The 15,475-nt window shown below is 63.4% G+C and carries 16 protein-coding genes and 3 tRNA genes; 11 read left to right on the top strand and 8 right to left on the bottom strand.

Going from position 1 to position 15,475, the window contains the following annotated elements; translation table 11 throughout:
- Window positions 1-80: 80 nt before the first annotated feature.
- Window positions 81-1,118: an NADP(H)-dependent aldo-keto reductase gene (locus tag PVZ77_RS10500; RefSeq protein ID WP_273807501.1), complete on the bottom strand. Its 1,038-nt coding sequence runs from the start codon at window positions 1,116-1,118 to the stop codon at window positions 81-83.
- Window positions 1,119-1,311: 193 nt separating this feature from the next.
- Here PVZ77_RS10500 and PVZ77_RS10505 point away from each other — a divergent pair, with 193 nt between their 5' ends.
- The 5 genes from PVZ77_RS10505 to tcyN all read left to right on the top strand — a co-directional run bounded on the left by PVZ77_RS10505 (window position 1,312) and on the right by tcyN (window position 5,369).
- The gene (locus PVZ77_RS10505; RefSeq protein WP_273807502.1) at window positions 1,312-1,965 is read left to right on the top strand and encodes a 7-cyano-7-deazaguanine/7-aminomethyl-7-deazaguanine transporter; all 654 of its coding nucleotides are present in this window, start codon (window positions 1,312-1,314) and stop codon (window positions 1,963-1,965) included.
- A 68-nt stretch (window positions 1,966-2,033) separates the two neighbouring features.
- Complete coding sequence (locus PVZ77_RS10510) at window positions 2,034-3,026, top strand: D-cysteine desulfhydrase (RefSeq protein ID WP_273807503.1); 993 nt, start codon at window positions 2,034-2,036, stop codon at window positions 3,024-3,026.
- A gap of 113 nt (window positions 3,027-3,139) precedes the next feature.
- On the top strand, window positions 3,140-3,937 hold the full coding sequence (tcyJ, locus tag PVZ77_RS10515) for a cystine ABC transporter substrate-binding protein (protein WP_273807504.1): 798 nt from the start codon (window positions 3,140-3,142) through the stop codon (window positions 3,935-3,937).
- Window positions 3,934-4,608 carry a cystine ABC transporter permease gene (tcyL, locus tag PVZ77_RS10520; RefSeq protein ID WP_160922313.1) on the top strand — a complete coding sequence of 225 codons (675 nt, stop codon included), beginning with the start codon at window positions 3,934-3,936 and terminating at the stop codon, window positions 4,606-4,608. The genes tcyJ and tcyL overlap by 4 nt, the downstream gene beginning before the upstream one ends.
- On the top strand, window positions 4,605-5,369 hold the full coding sequence (gene tcyN, locus PVZ77_RS10525; protein WP_273807505.1) for an L-cystine ABC transporter ATP-binding protein TcyN: 765 nt from the start codon (window positions 4,605-4,607) through the stop codon (window positions 5,367-5,369). Before tcyL ends, tcyN begins: the two co-directional genes overlap by 4 nt.
- On the opposite strand, the gene epsC is transcribed toward tcyN, so the two are convergent.
- On the bottom strand, window positions 5,360-6,304 hold the full coding sequence (epsC, locus tag PVZ77_RS10530; protein WP_273807506.1) for a serine O-acetyltransferase EpsC: 945 nt from the start codon (window positions 6,302-6,304) through the stop codon (window positions 5,360-5,362). The genes tcyN and epsC overlap by 10 nt on opposite strands.
- Before the next feature lie 116 nt (window positions 6,305-6,420).
- On the opposite strand from epsC, the gene sseA reads away from it, so the two are divergent.
- From sseA to PVZ77_RS10560, 6 genes are all read left to right on the top strand, one after another.
- Entirely contained in the window at window positions 6,421-7,272 is an 852-nt protein-coding gene (gene sseA / locus PVZ77_RS10535) for a 3-mercaptopyruvate sulfurtransferase (protein WP_273807507.1), read from the top strand.
- Window positions 7,273-7,430: 158 nt separating this feature from the next.
- The gene (gene ahpC, locus PVZ77_RS10540) at window positions 7,431-7,994 is read left to right on the top strand and encodes an alkyl hydroperoxide reductase subunit C (RefSeq protein WP_007161854.1); all 564 of its coding nucleotides are present in this window, start codon (window positions 7,431-7,433) and stop codon (window positions 7,992-7,994) included.
- Between the two features lie 83 nt (window positions 7,995-8,077).
- The gene (ahpF, locus tag PVZ77_RS10545) at window positions 8,078-9,637 is read left to right on the top strand and encodes an alkyl hydroperoxide reductase subunit F (RefSeq protein ID WP_158897004.1); all 1,560 of its coding nucleotides are present in this window, start codon (window positions 8,078-8,080) and stop codon (window positions 9,635-9,637) included.
- 213 nt (window positions 9,638-9,850) lie between these two features.
- Window positions 9,851-10,516, top strand: a complete 666-nt coding sequence (locus tag PVZ77_RS10550; RefSeq protein WP_273807508.1) for a gamma-glutamylcyclotransferase — start codon at window positions 9,851-9,853, stop codon at window positions 10,514-10,516.
- On the top strand, window positions 10,513-10,740 hold the full coding sequence (locus PVZ77_RS10555) for a TIGR02450 family Trp-rich protein (RefSeq protein WP_273807509.1): 228 nt from the start codon (window positions 10,513-10,515) through the stop codon (window positions 10,738-10,740). The genes PVZ77_RS10550 and PVZ77_RS10555 overlap by 4 nt, the downstream gene beginning before the upstream one ends.
- A gap of 126 nt (window positions 10,741-10,866) precedes the next feature.
- Window positions 10,867-11,127, top strand: a complete 261-nt coding sequence (locus PVZ77_RS10560; RefSeq protein ID WP_158897001.1) for a hypothetical protein — start codon at window positions 10,867-10,869, stop codon at window positions 11,125-11,127.
- 42 nt (window positions 11,128-11,169) lie between these two features.
- On the opposite strand, the gene PVZ77_RS10565 is transcribed toward PVZ77_RS10560, so the two are convergent.
- The 6 genes from PVZ77_RS10565 to gacA form a co-directional block, all read right to left on the bottom strand.
- Window positions 11,170-11,256 (bottom strand) — tRNA-Leu (locus tag PVZ77_RS10565).
- Window positions 11,257-11,363: 107 nt separating this feature from the next.
- Window positions 11,364-11,437: transfer RNA gene (locus PVZ77_RS10570), tRNA-Cys, on the bottom strand.
- A 36-nt stretch (window positions 11,438-11,473) separates the two neighbouring features.
- Window positions 11,474-11,549 (bottom strand) — tRNA-Gly (locus PVZ77_RS10575).
- Window positions 11,550-11,609: 60 nt separating this feature from the next.
- The gene (gene pgsA / locus PVZ77_RS10580; RefSeq protein WP_133861891.1) at window positions 11,610-12,170 is read right to left on the bottom strand and encodes a CDP-diacylglycerol--glycerol-3-phosphate 3-phosphatidyltransferase; all 561 of its coding nucleotides are present in this window, start codon (window positions 12,168-12,170) and stop codon (window positions 11,610-11,612) included.
- A 31-nt stretch (window positions 12,171-12,201) separates the two neighbouring features.
- The gene (uvrC, locus tag PVZ77_RS10585) at window positions 12,202-14,028 is read right to left on the bottom strand and encodes an excinuclease ABC subunit UvrC (protein ID WP_273807510.1); all 1,827 of its coding nucleotides are present in this window, start codon (window positions 14,026-14,028) and stop codon (window positions 12,202-12,204) included.
- A 1-nt stretch (window position 14,029) separates the two neighbouring features.
- Window positions 14,030-14,674, bottom strand: a complete 645-nt coding sequence (gene gacA, locus PVZ77_RS10590; RefSeq protein ID WP_158895839.1) for a response regulator transcription factor GacA — start codon at window positions 14,672-14,674, stop codon at window positions 14,030-14,032.
- Window positions 14,675-15,475: the final 801 nt, after the last annotated feature.

The following is a 15,475-nucleotide window of genomic DNA, read 5'->3' on the forward strand; positions in this document are numbered from 1 at the left end:
CTGTTCATCACCCTCCCGATTGCCAGGCGTAAAAAAAGCGCCCGGTACAGCAGCTGTACCGGGCGCCGGATACCACGCGATCAGGGCGCCGGATTGGGCTGGTCGACGTGGATGGCTTCGATGGCGGCCAGGGTTTCCTGGTCCAGCACCAGCTCGCTGCTCGCCAGGTTGCTTTCCAGCTGGGCGAGCGAGGTGGCGCCGATGATGTTGCTGGTCACGAAGGGCCGACTGGTGACGAAGGCCAGGGCCATCTGCGCCGGATCCAGGCCGCGTTCCTGGGCCAGCTCGACATAGGCCTGGGCGGCGCGCTGCGTCTGCGGATTGCTGTAGCGCTGGAAGCGTTCGAACAGTGTCAGCCGCGCCCCTTCTGGACGCGCGCCGTGCAGGTACTTGCCCGCCAGCACGCCAAAGGCCAGCGGCGAATAGGCCAGCAAGCCGACCTGCTCGCGGATGGCCTGCTCGGCCAGCCCCACCTCGAAGCTGCGATTGAGCAGGTTGTAGGGATTCTGGATCGAGACCACCCGCGGCCAGCCACGGCTCTCGCTCAGGTGCAGGAATTGCTGCACGCCCCAGGGCGTTTCGTTGGACAGCCCCACATGGCGCACCTTGCCCGCACGGACCAGGCCGTCGAGGGCTTCGAGGGTCTCTTCCAACGGGGTGAAGGCCGCCTCGCTGTGCACGTAGCCCAGCTGACCGAAGTAATTGGTGCGGCGATCCGGCCAGTGCAGCTGGTAGAGATCCAGGTAGTCGGTGTTGAGCCGCTGGAGACTGGCGTCCAGCGCCGCGGTGAGATTGGCCTTGGTAAAGGCCAGCCCGCCATTGCGGATGTAGTCCATGTCGCGCCCCGGACCGGCCGCCTTGCTGGCCAGTACCCAGTCGGCACGATCGCCATGCTGGCGGAAGTAGTTGCCGATGATGGTCTCGGTACGGGTATAGGTCTCGGCGCGCGGCGGCACCGGATACATCTCCGCCGTGTCGATGAAGTTGACCCCGGCGGCCTTGGCGGCGCGCAGCTGCTCGAAGGCCTCGGCCTCGGTGTTCTGCTCACCCCAGGTCATGGTGCCCAGCGCGATGGCGCTAACCTTGAGATCGGTACGGCCCAGCGATCGAAAGTGCATCAGGAAGCTCTCTGTCGGTGCGGAAGTCGTACAAGTTAGCAGGAGGCTGCCCGCTCTGCCCATCGCGCCGACAAGGCTTTCGATCGGGCTACGACCACCGCACCCTCGCCAGGCGCGCCGCGAATCCGTAAAATGCCGCCCCGCCTGAGCGCCCTGGGTTCCCTCACCCCAGGTAACCAAAAAAGGACTGCCCATGTCTGCCTTGCTTGCCACCCCGCGGCGTGCCCTCGTGGCCGCGCTCGTCGCCTTCCACATCCTCATCATCATCGCCAGCAACTATCTGGTGCAGTTGCCGCTGCAGCTGTTCGGCTGGCACACCACCTGGGGCGCCTTCAGCTTCCCCTTCATCTTCCTGGCCACCGACCTCACCGTGCGGGTGATGGGCAAGGCGGCGGCGCGTCAGGTCATCGCCCGGGTGATGCTGCCGGCGCTGGTGGTCTCCTATGGGGTTTCCGTGCTCTTCCAGGACGGCAGCTTCCAGGGCTGGACGGCGCTGGCCGCCCTCAATGTCTTCGTCCTGCGCATCTCCCTGGCCAGCTTCTGCGCCTATGTGCTCGGGCAACTGCTCGACATCCAGGTGTTCGACCGCCTGCGGCGCTCGCGCCACTGGTGGCTGGCGCCGACGGTCTCGACCCTGTTCGGTAACGCCCTCGACACCCTGGCGTTCTTTTCCATCGCCTTCTGGCGCAGCGACAATCCCTTCATGGCCAGCCACTGGCCGGAGATCGCCCTGGTCGACTACGGCGTCAAGCTGACGGTCAGCCTGCTGCTCTTCGTGCCGCTCTACGGCGTGCTGCTGCGCTCCCTGGTACCTCAGGCCTGGGCGCGGCGCCCGGACCTCGCCTGAGGGCAGGATTGCTGCCAGGCGCGGCTTACCCCTAGAGTGAAGCCTCCTCCACTGCCCCGGGTTCCGCCATGCTCGCCACCGCTCTCGCCCGCTTTCCACGCCTGACGCTGCAATCCTCGGCGACCCCGCTGGAGGTCCTGCCGCGCCTGTCGGCAGAGCTGGGCCGACCGGTCCACTGCAAGCGCGACGACACCACCAGCCTGGCCCTGGGCGGCAACAAGGTGCGCAAGCTGGAGTACCTGGTCGCTGCGGCCCTGGCCGCCGGCGCCGACACCCTGGTGACCGCCGGCGCCATCCAGTCCAATCACGTGCGCCAGACTGCAGCCGTCGCTGCGCAACAGGGCCTGGGCTGCGTCGCCCTGCTGGAAAATCCCATCGCCACTGCGGATCCCGGTTACCTGCACGGCGGCAATCGTCTCCTGCTCGAACTCTTCGGCGCCGAGGTCAGCGCCGTGGCTGCACTCGATGATCCGGTCAGCCAGCTGGAAGCCGAAGCCGAGCGCCTGCGCCAGCAAGGGCGCAAGCCCTGGGTGATTCCCGTTGGCGGCTCCAGCGCCCTGGGCGCCCTCGGCTACGTCCGTGCCGGCCTGGAACTCGACGCCCAGCTGCACGAACTGGAGCTGCAACCCGCCGCCGTCATCCTCGCCTCCGGCAGTGCCGGCACCCAGGCCGGGCTGGATCTCGCTTTCCATCACCTGCGGCCAGGGGTGCCGGTGATCGGCGTCACCGTCTCCCGCACCGAGGCCGAACAGCTGCCCAAGGTCGCCCTGCTGCGACAACAACTGGCCGCCCTGCTGGGCGTCGCCCTGCCTCAGGAGCCGCCGCAGCTGCGTGACGGCTATTTCGGTCCCCGCTATGGCGAGCCCAATCCCGGCACCCTGGCGGCCATCCGCCGGCTGGGCCGACTGGAAGGTCTGGTCCTGGATCCGGTCTACACCGGCAAGGCCATGGCCGGCCTGCTGGATCTGGTGGCCAGCGGCGACCTCCCACCCGGCCCCCTGGTATTCCTGCATACCGGCGGCGCCCCGGGCACCTTCGCCTATGGCGACTGGTTGGCGTGATCGGCTAGCCAAGTCCCCAGGGCGATGGCATAACGTCAGCAGTTTTCGGACTTGGGATGTCAGAACAGACACCCTCATAGTGGCGCACCCTCATAACCTCAAGGATTTCCTCCATGCGCAAAGCTCTCCCCCAGCGTCTGTTCCGTAGCGCCGCCCTGCTGCTCGCCCTGGGCCTGGCCCACCAGGCCACCGCCCAGGCCGAAGACCTCCTGCAGACCGTCAAGCAGCGCGGCGAACTGGTCGTCGGCCTGGAAGGCACCTATCCGCCCTTCAGCTTCCAGAACGAACAGGGCCAGCTGACCGGCTTCGAGGTGGACTTCGCCAAGGCGCTGGCCAAGGAACTGGGCGTCGATGCCAAGATCCAGCCCGGCAAGTGGGATGGCCTGCTGGCCGCTCTGGAATCCCGTCGTCTGGACGTGGTGATCAACCAGGTCACCATCAGCGAAGAGCGCAAGAAGAAATACGATTTCTCCACCCCCTACACCGTGTCCGGCATCCAGGCCCTGGTGCGCAAGGACGACGTGGACAGCATCAAGACCGCCGCCGACCTCGCCGGCAAGAAGGTCGGCGTCGGCCTGGGAACCAACTACGAGCAGTGGCTGCGCCAGAACGTACCCAAGGCGGACGTGCGCACCTACGAAGACGATCCGACCAAGTACCAGGACCTGCGCGTCGGCCGTATCGACGCCATTCTCGTCGACCGCCTGGCCGCCCTGGAACTGCTGTCCAAGACCAAGGACAGGCTGGCCCTGGCCGGTGAGCCCTTCAGCCGCCAGGAATCGGGCATCGCCGAGCGCAAGGGTGATCCGGAATTCCATGCCGCGGTCGACCAGGCGATCGCCAAGCTGCGCGCCGATGGCACCCTGGCCAAGATCTCCGAGAAGTGGTTCAAGGCTGACGTCACCCAATGAGCGACACGCTACAGCTCCTGCTCGATTCGCTGCCCTTCCTGCTGAAGGGCGCGATCTGGACGGTGGTCCTGAGTCTCGGCGGCATGTTCTTCGGACTGCTGCTGGGCTTCGGCCTGGCCCTGCTGCGCCGCTCCCGGAGTCTGCCGCTGCGTAGCCTCGCGCGGCTGTACATCTCGTTTTTCCGGGGTACGCCGCTGCTGGTGCAGCTGTTCGTCATCTACTACGGCCTGCCCGAGCTCGGTCTCCAGCTCGATCCGCTGCCCGCGGCGCTGATCGGCTTTTCGCTGAACATGGCCGCCTACACCGCGGAGATCATTCGCTCGGCCATTGGCGCCATCGACCGCGGCCAGTGGGAGGCCGCCGCCAGCATCGGCATGACGCCCCTGCAGACCCTGAGGCGCGCCATCCTGCCCCAGGCGCTGCGAATCGCCCTGCCACCACTGGGCAACAGCTTCATCTCGCTGGTCAAGGACACCTCGCTGGCCGCCACCATCCAGGTACCGGAGCTGTTCCGCCAGGCCCAGCTGATCACCGCCCGCACCTTCGAAATCTTCAGTCTCTACCTGGCCGCCGCGCTGCTCTACTGGGTGCTGGCCAGCCTGCTCTCCACCCTGCAGAACCGTCTGGAGCGGCACTACGGCCGTCATATCAACGAGCGAGGCCCGTCATGATCGAGGTGCAGGGGCTGTCCAAGTCCTTTCAACGGCAGACCGTGCTCCAGGCCATCGACCTCCAGGTGGCCGAGGGCGAGGTAGTCGCCATCATCGGCCCCAGCGGCTCGGGCAAGACCACCCTGCTGCGCTGCCTCAATCTGCTGGAGACCCCGGACGCCGGCAGCATCCGCCTGGGTGATCTGCATATCGATGCCAGCCGGCCGCTCAAGGCCCAGCAAGGCACCATTCGTCGGTTGCGGCAGAGCATGGGTTTCGTCTTCCAGAGCTTCAATCTGTTTCCCCATCGCACCGCGCTGGAGAACGTGATCGAGGGCCCCATCATCGTCCAGGGCGAAGCGCGGGACACCGCCAGCGCCCGCGGTCGCGAGCTGCTGGCCAGGGTCGGGCTGGCCGACAAGGCGGATACCTATCCAGGGCAGCTGTCGGGTGGCCAGCAGCAGCGGGTCGCCATCGCCCGGGCGCTGGCCATGCGCCCCCAGGCCATCCTCTTCGACGAACCCACTTCGGCGCTGGATCCCGAAAGGGTCGGCGAGGTGCTGGAGACGATCCGCGGGCTGGCTCAGGAGGGTCGTACCCTGGTCATCGTCACCCACGAGATGGCCTTCGCCCGCGACGTCGCCCACCGGGTGCTGTTCATGGACGCTGGCCGCATCGTCGAACAGGGTCCGGCGGCCGAGCTGTTCAATCGGCCGCGTGAGGAACGAACCCGGCGCTTCCTGGCCAAGTTCGTTCGCGACAACGCCGCCGACTATTCCTGAGCCAGGCCGGCACACCCCTGCAGGCTGGCCTGGCTGACATTGCTGTTGGCCGGCACGCCATGGGTCAGCCAGACGTTGCCGCCGATGGTCGAGCCCTGGCCGATGGTGATGCGCCCGAGGATGGTCGCCCCGGCATAGATCACCACGTCGTCCTCGACGATGGGATGGCGCGGGTGGCCCTTCTTGAGATTGCCCTCGGCATCGGCCGGGAAGCGCTTGGCGCCCAGGGTCACCGCCTGATAGATGCGCACCCGGTCGCCGATGATGCAGGTCTCGCCGATCACCACGCCCGTGCCATGGTCGATGAAGAAGCCTTCGCCGATCTGGGCGCCCGGGTGGATGTCGATCCCGGTCGCCGAATGCGCCCGCTCGCTGACCATCCGCGCCAGCAGCGGCAGGCCGCTGCGATAGAAGTGATGGGCGATGCGGTGATGGATCATGGCGTAGATGCCCGGATAGCACAGCAGTACCTCGTCCACGCTGCGCGCGGCGGGATCGCCCTGGTAGGCGGCGATCACGTCGGTATCCAGCAGGCGGCGCAGATCCGGCAGCGCCAGGGCAAAGGCCTGCACCAGCCGGCGCGCCTCATCGGCACGATTGACGCCGTTCTCACCACGCTGCTTGGCGAAATAGTCCAGCTCCAGCTTCGCCTGGATCACCAGGGCATTGAGCGCTCGCTCCACCTCGAAGCCGACATAGAAGTCCTCGCTTTCCTGGCGCAACTGATCCGGCCCGAGGCGTAGCGGAAAGAGCGCCCCGCTGAGGGATTCGATCACGCTGGCCATGACGCTGCGCGACGGCAGCTCGCGGCCACTGAATTCGCGAAAACGTCCGTGGGTCTCGCGCCATTGGCTGCGCGCCTCATGCAGTTCACCGACGATGCGCCCTAGTTGCCAGTCGTTGCCGCCCGTGGATTGCCCGTTAAGTTCGCTCATAAGTCATCTATCCAGTTGCCAGGCTGACGAGGATAAAGTATCCGCTGGTCCCTGACAGCCCACGTCGCGCCAGGCGCGCTAAGCTGTCGCCCTTTGCCCATCAAGGAGCGCCACCCATGATCGCTTCCCCGCTGGTCACCGCCGCCTGGCTGCACGAGCACCTCGGCCGCCCGGATCTGCTGATCCTCGACGCCAGTCTCTATCTGCCCAACGAGGCCCAGGTCGCTGACGAGACCTATCGGCAGCAGCACATCCCCGGCGCCCTGCGCTTCGACATCGAATACTTTTCGGACCCGGACACCGCGCTGCCGCACATGGTCCCCAGCGCCGGACGCTTCGCCCGCCTGGCCGGCGAACTGGGCGTCACCCCGGAGACTACCCTGGTCGTCTACGACCAGAAGGGTCTCTTCTCCGCCGCCCGGGCCTGGTGGCTGTTCCGCCTGTTCGGCCATGACCAGGTGATGGTGCTCGATGGCGGCCTGCCGCTCTGGCGTGAACAGGGCCTGCCGCTGGAGGCCGGTGAAAATCCGCCCAGCCCCCAGCCACCCTACCCCGTCATCTTCAACAACCGCCTGCTTTGCGGCCTGGGCGATGTGCAGACCGCGCTCAGCGTAGGCCAGACCCAGGTACTCGACGCGCGCGGCGCCAAGCGCTTCACCGGGGAGATCGCCGAGCCGCGCCCGGGGGTGGCCTCCGGTCATATGCCCGGCAGCCAGAACCTGCCCTACGACAGCCTGTTGACCGAAGACGGCACCCTGCTGCCACCCCAAGAGCTGCGCCAGCGCTTCCAGGCCCTGGGTATCGATGGCCTGCATCCGGTGATCACCAGCTGCGGCAGTGGGGTCACCGCCACGGTGCTGCTGCTCGCGCTCAGTGTCGCCGGCTTTCCGGATGGCCGACTCTATGACGGGTCCTGGAGCGAATGGGGTCAGCATCCCGCCACGGTCAAAGCCCTGGGCGCTGCCTGAGACCTGGCTAAGGTACTGATTTCGCTCATGACCTGTAGTATCCGATAGAGGCGCCTAATCGCCAGCATCGCCTTTAACAATGAGGTGAATCGTCAAAATGCGATTAGTATGCGTCCTATCGATTTCAACCCTGACTTAAACCCATCAAGGAGTCATCAATGTCCCTGATCAACACCGAAGTGAAGCCTTTCACCGCGACCGCCTACCACAATGGCAAATTCGTCCAGGTGACCGAGGCCGATCTGAAGGGCAAGTGGTCCGCCATCGTGTTCTACCCGGCTGACTTCACCTTCGTGTGCCCCACCGAGCTGGAAGACCTTGCTGACCTGTACCCCGAGTTCCAGAAGCTGGGCGTAGAGATCTATGGCGTGTCCTGCGACACCCACTTCGCGCACAAGGCCTGGCACGACACCTCGGAAGCCATCAAGAAGGTCAACTACCCGCTGGTAGGCGATCCCACCGCTCGCCTGGCACGCAACTTCGAAGTGCTGATCGAAGAAGAAGGCCTGGCCCTGCGCGGCACCTTCCTGATCAACCCCGAAGGTCAGATCAAGCTGTGCGAGATCCACGACAACGGTATCGGCCGTGATGCCAGCGAACTGCTGCGCAAGGTCCGCGCCGCCCAGTACGTCGCCAACCACCCGGGCGAAGTCTGCCCGGCCAAGTGGAAAGAAGGCGAAGCGACCCTGACCCCCTCGCTGGACCTGGTCGGCAAGATCTAACGCCCGCCTGATCTAGCCCGAGCGCCCGGGCGCCTTGCCCGCGCGCTCTTTTTTTGCCCATTTTTTACGGAAGCCACGTCGCCATGTTGGACGCAAATCTGAAAGCCCAGCTCAAGACCTACCTCGAACGCGTCACGCGCCCCATCGAGATCGTCGCGTCCCTCGACGATGGCGCGAAGTCCCGTGAAATGCACAGTCTGCTGCAGGATATCGCCAGCCTGTCCGATCAGGTCAGCCTCAGCACCGACGGCAGCGATGAGCGTCGTCCCTCCTTCGCCCTGCTGACCCCTGGCCAGAACATCGACCTGCGCTTCGCCGGTCTGCCCATGGGCCACGAATTCACTTCCCTGGTCCTGGCCCTGCTCCAGGTCGGCGGTCATCCGTCCAAGGCCAGCCAGGACGTCATCGAACAGGTCAAGGCCCTTGACGGCGACTACCAGTTCGAAACCTATTTTTCTCTGTCCTGCCAGAACTGCCCGGACGTGGTGCAAGCCCTGAATCTCATGGCCGTGCTCAATCCCCGGGTCAAGCACGTGGCCGTCGACGGCGCCCTGTTCCAGGACGAAGTCGAGCGCCGCCGGATCATGGCCGTGCCCAGCGTCTACCTGAACGGCGAACCCTTTGGCCAGGGCCGCATGGGCCTGGAAGAGATCGTCGCCAAGCTCGACACCGGCGCGGCCGCCCGCTCCGCCGACAAGCTCAAGGCCAAGGACGCCTTCGACGTCCTGGTCATTGGTGGCGGCCCCGCTGGTGCTGCAGCAGCCGTCTATGCCGCGCGCAAGGGCATCCGCACCGGCGTCGCCGCCGAGCGCTTTGGTGGTCAGGTACTGGACACCCTGGCCATCGAAAACTTCATCTCCATCAAGGAGACCGAAGGCCCGAAGCTGGCCATGGCGCTCGAAGAGCACGTCAAGCAGTACGAAGTCGACATCATGAACCTGCAGCGTGCTGAGCAGCTGATTCCAGCCCACGAAGCTGGCGGTCTGCACGAGGTACGCTTCGCCGATGGCGGCTCGCTCAAGGCCAAGACGCTGATCCTTGCCACTGGTGCCCGCTGGCGTGAGATGAACGTGCCGGGTGAGCAGGAATACCGTAACCGCGGCGTAGCCTACTGCCCGCACTGCGACGGCCCCCTGTTCAAGGGCAAGCGCGTCGCCGTGGTCGGGGGCGGCAACTCGGGAGTCGAGGCAGCCATCGACCTCGCCGGCATCGTCGCCCAGGTGACCCTGATCGAGTACGACGGCCAGCTGCGTGCCGACGCCGTGCTGCAGCGCAAGCTGTTCAGCCTGCCCAATGTGACCGTCATCACCAGCGCGCTCACCAGCGAAGTCAAGGGTGACGGCCAAAAGGTCAACGGCCTGGTCTACAAGGACCGCAATTCCAGCGAGTTCCACCACATCGACCTGGAAGGCGTCTTCGTACAGATCGGTCTGGTGCCCAACACCGACTGGCTCAAGGGCACCGTGGAGCTTTCGCCACGTGGCGAGATCGAAGTGGACGCGCGCTGCCAGACCTCCCTGCCCGGCGTGTTCGCGGCGGGCGACGTCACCACCGTACCCTACAAGCAGATCATCATCGCCCTGGGCGAAGGCGCCAAGGCCTCGCTGGCCGCCTTCGATCACCTGATCCGCACCAGCGCCTGATCGATCTGACGCGCCACTCCAAGCCCGACACCTGTCGGGCTTTTTTTCGTCTGGCGTTTTTTGCCCAGGCGTTGGCATGGTTCTCGCTGCAACCTAACCAGGCGTCATAAAGATGGGCACGAACGGTCTAGGAGTTCTTCCCGGACTTTCGTTAGGATCTTAGTGCCGGGTTCCTAGACCTGGCAGCTCCAGCGGTTGAGGACCAGGCGACATATGCACAGACAGATTTCTCCCAGCATCCACGATTCCTATCCCCCCAAGCTGGCGCCCGCCACTCCGCTCACCCATCCGGAACTCGTAGCCTCTCTGGAGGCCACCCTGGCCCAACGCCAACCCGGCCCGGTGTGGCTGTTCGCCTACGGCTCGCTGATCTGGCGGCCCGAGTGCCCCGCGGTCGACGTTCGCCGGGCGCGGGTGCACGGCTATCACCGCGGCCTCTATCTCTGGTCCCAGCTACATCGCGGCACCCCCGAACAACCCGGCCTGGTACTGGGACTGGATCGCGGCGGCTCCTGCTCGGGCTTCGCCTACCAGTTGCCCGATGACCAGCTGGACGACCATCTGCTGGCCCTCTGGAGGCGCGAAATGCCGGATGGCTCCTACCGTCCTCGCTGGCTGCAATGCCACCTGGAAGACGGTAGCAAGGTCCAGGCGCTCGGCTTTGTGCTGAAACGCAATCTCCCCTGCTATGCCGGCAGCCTGCCCGATGACATCCTCAATCGCGTCCTGACCGAAGCCTGCGGCCATTTCGGCACCACCCTGGAGTACGTCGAACGCACCATCACGGCGCTCAGGGCTCACGCCATGCCCGATCGCAACCTGGAAGCCCTGCTGCAGCGCTATCGCAGCGCACCGCTGCTGGAGGCCATGCAGGGATGAAGCAGCGCCAGATCAATCCCAACAAGCTGCTGCTCAGCAAATGGACGGCCGTCCAGCCGCGCGAACGGCAGAAGCACTTCATCGTTACCCGGGTGCATACCCCGGAAGTCGAGACCGATCCCATCTCGCAGATAGATATACAAGCCGTTCTCACTCGTCGCACCTGGACGCTGGACTGGCACGAGTTGCAGGATGCAGAATACTGGCTGCAAGGCTGGCAATAAAACTCCGAAAGCAGGGCCGGAATTTTGCGACTAGCATCGCGATATGACGGCACGTTTCTGCAAAGGTGAAACCCTGTAGCAGCCAATGCTGTCACAGTGCCACCTTTGAACAGGAAGCTCTTCCGGATGACCCTCTATGTCGAACTCGCCAGCGCCTTCAACACCCTGAAAGGCGGATTCGAACCCCTGCGCTGCGTGATCTCCACGCGAGATCAACGTGCCTACGATGTCGAGGTCTTCTCTCGTAGCGGTCAGTCGGTACTCAATCGCCCCATCGCACGCACCGAATTGCTCGACGCGGCCATGCTCGAAGCCTTCATCCTCGACAGCCGCTCACGCATCGAGCGCGACGCGGACGAAACCCCCTACTGGACGATTCCCGCCTAAACGAAAAAGGCCACTCATGCTTGAGTGGCCTTTTCATTTGGATGGTGCCCGAGGCCGGAATCGAACCGGCACGACCGTTAAGTCGAGGGATTTTAAGTCCCTTGTGTCTACCAGTTTCACCACTCGGGCAGAACCGAACCCTCAGACAAATGGATTCGTGGAACCTGATCCAGTATTCACACATCCCTGGATGATGAAAAGCCCCGTAGACCAGGGATCTACGGGGCTTTCAATAGTGGAGGCCGAGGTCGGAATCGAACCGGCGTACACGGATTTGCAATCCGCTGCATGACCACTCTGCCACCCGGCCTCAAACCTGAATGTCTTGCGACACTCATGTAAAACATGGAGCGGGAAACGAGACTCGAACTCGCGACCCCGACCTTGGCAAGGTCGTGCTCTACCAACTGAGCTATTCCCGCTTGGTGACGGGCGCCATTCTATCTGAGCCACCCTTCATGTCAAGCCATTGATTCAAAAACTTATTTCTTTTTCTCGGCGCTCATCAGATGCGGCCAGGCCGCCATCAGATAGGTGCACATGGACCACAGCGTCAGCGCCGCCGCGACGATGAGCAAGGCGTAGCCGCTAATGACCCAGAAGGTCATCTGCGGCGGATTGGCCAACAGGATGACCAGGGCCAGCATTTGCGCCGCCGTCTTCCACTTGCCCAGATTGGAGACCGCGACCTGGGCGCGGGCACCCAGCTCGGCCATCCATTCCCGCAACGCCGATACGACGATCTCGCGCCCGACGATGATGACCGCGGGCAGCGTCAGCCAGGCGTTGGCATGCTCCTGCACGAGCAATACCAGGGCCACGGCAACGATGAGCTTGTCCGCTACCGGATCCAGAAAGGCACCAAAGGGCGTGCTCTGCCCCAGGCGCCGCGCCAGATACCCATCCAGCCAGTCGGTCGCGCAGGCGATCGCGAAGACGGTGCTGGCGGTCCAGTAGCTCCAGTGGACTGGCAGGTAGAACAGGATGACGAACAGAGGAATGAGGAAGACGCGCAGTACGGTAAGCAGATTTGGAATATTCATTGGCGCGGCTGTTGGTGAACGTGAGGCGATTCTACTCGCTGTGCAAGGCGGCATAAATCTGCTCGGCCAGCTTTTTGCTGATGCTGGGCGCTTTGGCAATTTCCTCGATGCTGGCGCGCTGCAATTCGCGGAGTCCACCAAAGTGCTTCAGGAGCTCCTGCCGACGCTTGGGCCCGATACCGGCGACCTCTTCCAGGGAGGATGTTCTGCGCGCCTTGCCGCGACGCGCGCGATGCCCGGTAATCGCGAAACGGTGCGCCTCATCGCGGATCTGCTGGATGAGGTGCAGTGCGGGCGAATGAGCCGGCAGGGTGAATTCGTTGGAAGGATCGTCCAGATAGAGGACCTCGAGGCCAGGCTTGCGGGTGACACCCTTGGCAACCCCAAGCAGGACCAGATCCGGCACGGCGAGCTCCCTGAGCACCTCACGGGCCATGGCCAACTGACCCTTGCCGCCATCCACCAGCAGGATGTCAGGCAACTTGCCCTCGCCCGCTTTCAGCCGACTGAAGCGACGCGTCAGCGCCTGATGCATCGCCGCATAGTCATCGCCGGCTGTCACGCCTTCGATGTTATAGCGACGATAATCCGATTTGAGTGGCCCTTCCGGCCCGAAGACCACACAGGACGCCACGGTCGCCTCGCCACTGGAGTGACTGATATCGAAACACTCCAGTCGTTGCGGCGGTTCGGGTAGATCCAGCGCCTGGACCAGGGCATCGAAACGTACACCCATGTGCTGCCGATTGGCCAGGCGCGTATTCAGCGCCTGCTCCGCATTGGTTACTGCCAGCTGCTGCCAGCGTGCCCGGGTCCCGCGTACGCGATGAGCGATGACCAACTGCCGCTTGTGGACTTCGGCGAAGGCGTCGATCAGGGTAGCGAAGTCCTCATGGACGGAATTGACGATGATCTCGTCCGGCAGATCCCGCTCCAGGTAGGCGAGATAATACTGCTCCAGGAAGGCGGCCAGCACTTCGCTGGAATCTTCCTCGATTCCCACCTCTGGGAAGAAATTCTTGCTGCCCAGTACCCGACCACCGCGGACACTGACCAGGTGGACACAGGCACCGCCCGGGTTGACGAGCGCCGCTATGACATCGACGTCGCCGGTGCCACCTTCGATACTCTGCTGGTCCTGGACACGCCTGACTAAGGCGACCTGATCACGCAGCTCGGCGGCGCGCTCGAACTGCAGATTGACCGAGGCACTCTCCATCTTGACTTGCAGCTCTTCGGCCAGGGCATTGCTGCGCCCCTCGAGAAACATGGCGGAATGGCGAACGTCCTCGCCATATTCCTGCTCACTCACCAGCGCAACACAGGGTCCCTTGCATCTCTTGATCTGGTATTGCAGACAAGGCCGCGTGCGATTGCGGAAGTAGTTGTCATCACACTGGCGCACCTGGAAGGCTTTCTGCAGGAGATTGAGACTTTCACGGATGGCACCGGCACTGGGATAGGGCCCGAAATAACGTCCCTTCCCTCTTTTCTCTCCACGATGAATGGTCAGCCGAGGATACTTATCTTCCGTGGAGAGATAGACGTAGGGATAGGACTTATCGTCCCGCAACAGGATGTTGTAGGGCGGACGCCACTGCTTGATGAGGTTTTGTTCCAGCAGGAGCGCTTCGGTCTCGTTGCCGGTGATGGTGGTCTCGATCTGGGCGATCTTGGACACCATGGAAGCCGTCTTGGGCGCCAAGCCGGTCTTTCTGAAGTAACTTGAAAGGCGGTTCTTGAGGTTCTTGGCTTTACCTACATAGAGGAGCTTGCCACCCTCATCGAACATCCGGTAGACACCCGGACGTCCACTGCAACCAGATAGAAAGGCCGCAGCATCGAAAGATTGACTCATATCAACTCGTTGCATCTACCATGCCGTGGCGAACAGCCAACATGGCCAATTCGACATCGCTGGTAATCGATAATTTCTCGAAGATCCGATAGCGATAGGTGTTAACGGTCTTGGGTGACAAACAAAGCTTGTCGGAAATGACCTGGACTTTCTGGCAACCGGCAATCATCAGCGCGATCTGAATCTCACGCTCGGACAGCTGATCGAAGGGTGACGCTTCTGCCTTGGACTGGAAGGGCTTCAAGGCGAGCTGCTGGGCGATCTGCGCACTGATGTAACGCCGGCCGGCAAAGGCCTGCTTGATGGCGGTGATCATCTCTTCGATGTCAGCACCCTTGGTCAGATACCCTGCAGCGCCGGCCTGGAGCAGGCGAGTCGGAAAGGGGTCTTCCTCACAGGCCGTAACCACGACAACCTTCAGATCGGGACGGCTGCGCAAGAGCTTGCGCGTAGCTTCCAGCCCACCAATACCAGGCATCCGGACATCCATCAAGACGACATCCGGCTCGAGTTCACGGGCCAGCATCAGTGCGTTTTCGCCACTGTCTGCTTGGCCGACGACCTGGATTCCTGTTACATCCGCCAGCATCCGCACGATACCGGTACGAACAAGGTCATGGTCGTCGACAACTAGCACCTTGATCAAAATCGAATCCCCTTCGCTTGCGCTTTCATCGCTTGCGTCACCTAAACACCTGTCCGCAGATCCTAACGTTCAAGGGATAGGATCCTAGGCCACGCTAGAAATTTGGTTGATCATGCAAAGAAAAAAGGGGTACGACGCTTCGCACCCCTTGCCTACCGGCCTAAGGCCATTGGGCATTGTATACCGAAAAGGTTAAGGAAAATGTACTGGATCAGAATCATTCCCGGTCAGGTTACCAGTGGCTTTGCTGGATTGCTGGCCGGCCGCAGTGGGCGATCTCGAGCGGCTTAGCTCTGCATAGGCACCGTATCTGTAGCGCGCACTCGGGACTCGAACAGTTAATCGGAATTGCCCTGCTAGCCATTTTTCCAGAGCTCTGAGACGTACAGGGAGCCAGGAACGTTTAGCTTCGCGGGTTCAATCCAGCCTACGCTGTTGGCGGTATGAAGCTGGGTAGGAACGGCCGTATCAGAGGACCGCCATGGCCCCAAGCGCTCAGCGCGGACCTCCCTCCTTGAGCTTCGCGGCGCTCAGCGCCAACCTACGACAGTCCTGTGCCGCGCTTCACACACCACAGCCCGGCGCAGCCGGGCTGTGGTGGCTCTTGTGCTCTTGCAGGCCTCAAGCAGCACCTGCCCGACAGGCACTACTGCAACGTCTCCGCCGTGCCCTTTGATCCCCTCTCCCCAAGGAGAGGACTGGGGTTAGGGCCGCCTCAGCTACACAGCTTCAGGCTTCCGCTCGCCGATTATCCGCGCCCAGCACTCAAGCCTCCTGACGCCCGGCCAAACTTTTTCCGCC

The sequence above is a fragment of the Pseudomonas sp. SHLD1 genome, from assembly GCF_028640935.1.
GTDB classification, from domain to species: domain Bacteria; phylum Pseudomonadota; class Gammaproteobacteria; order Pseudomonadales; family Pseudomonadaceae; genus Chryseomonas; species Chryseomonas aestiva.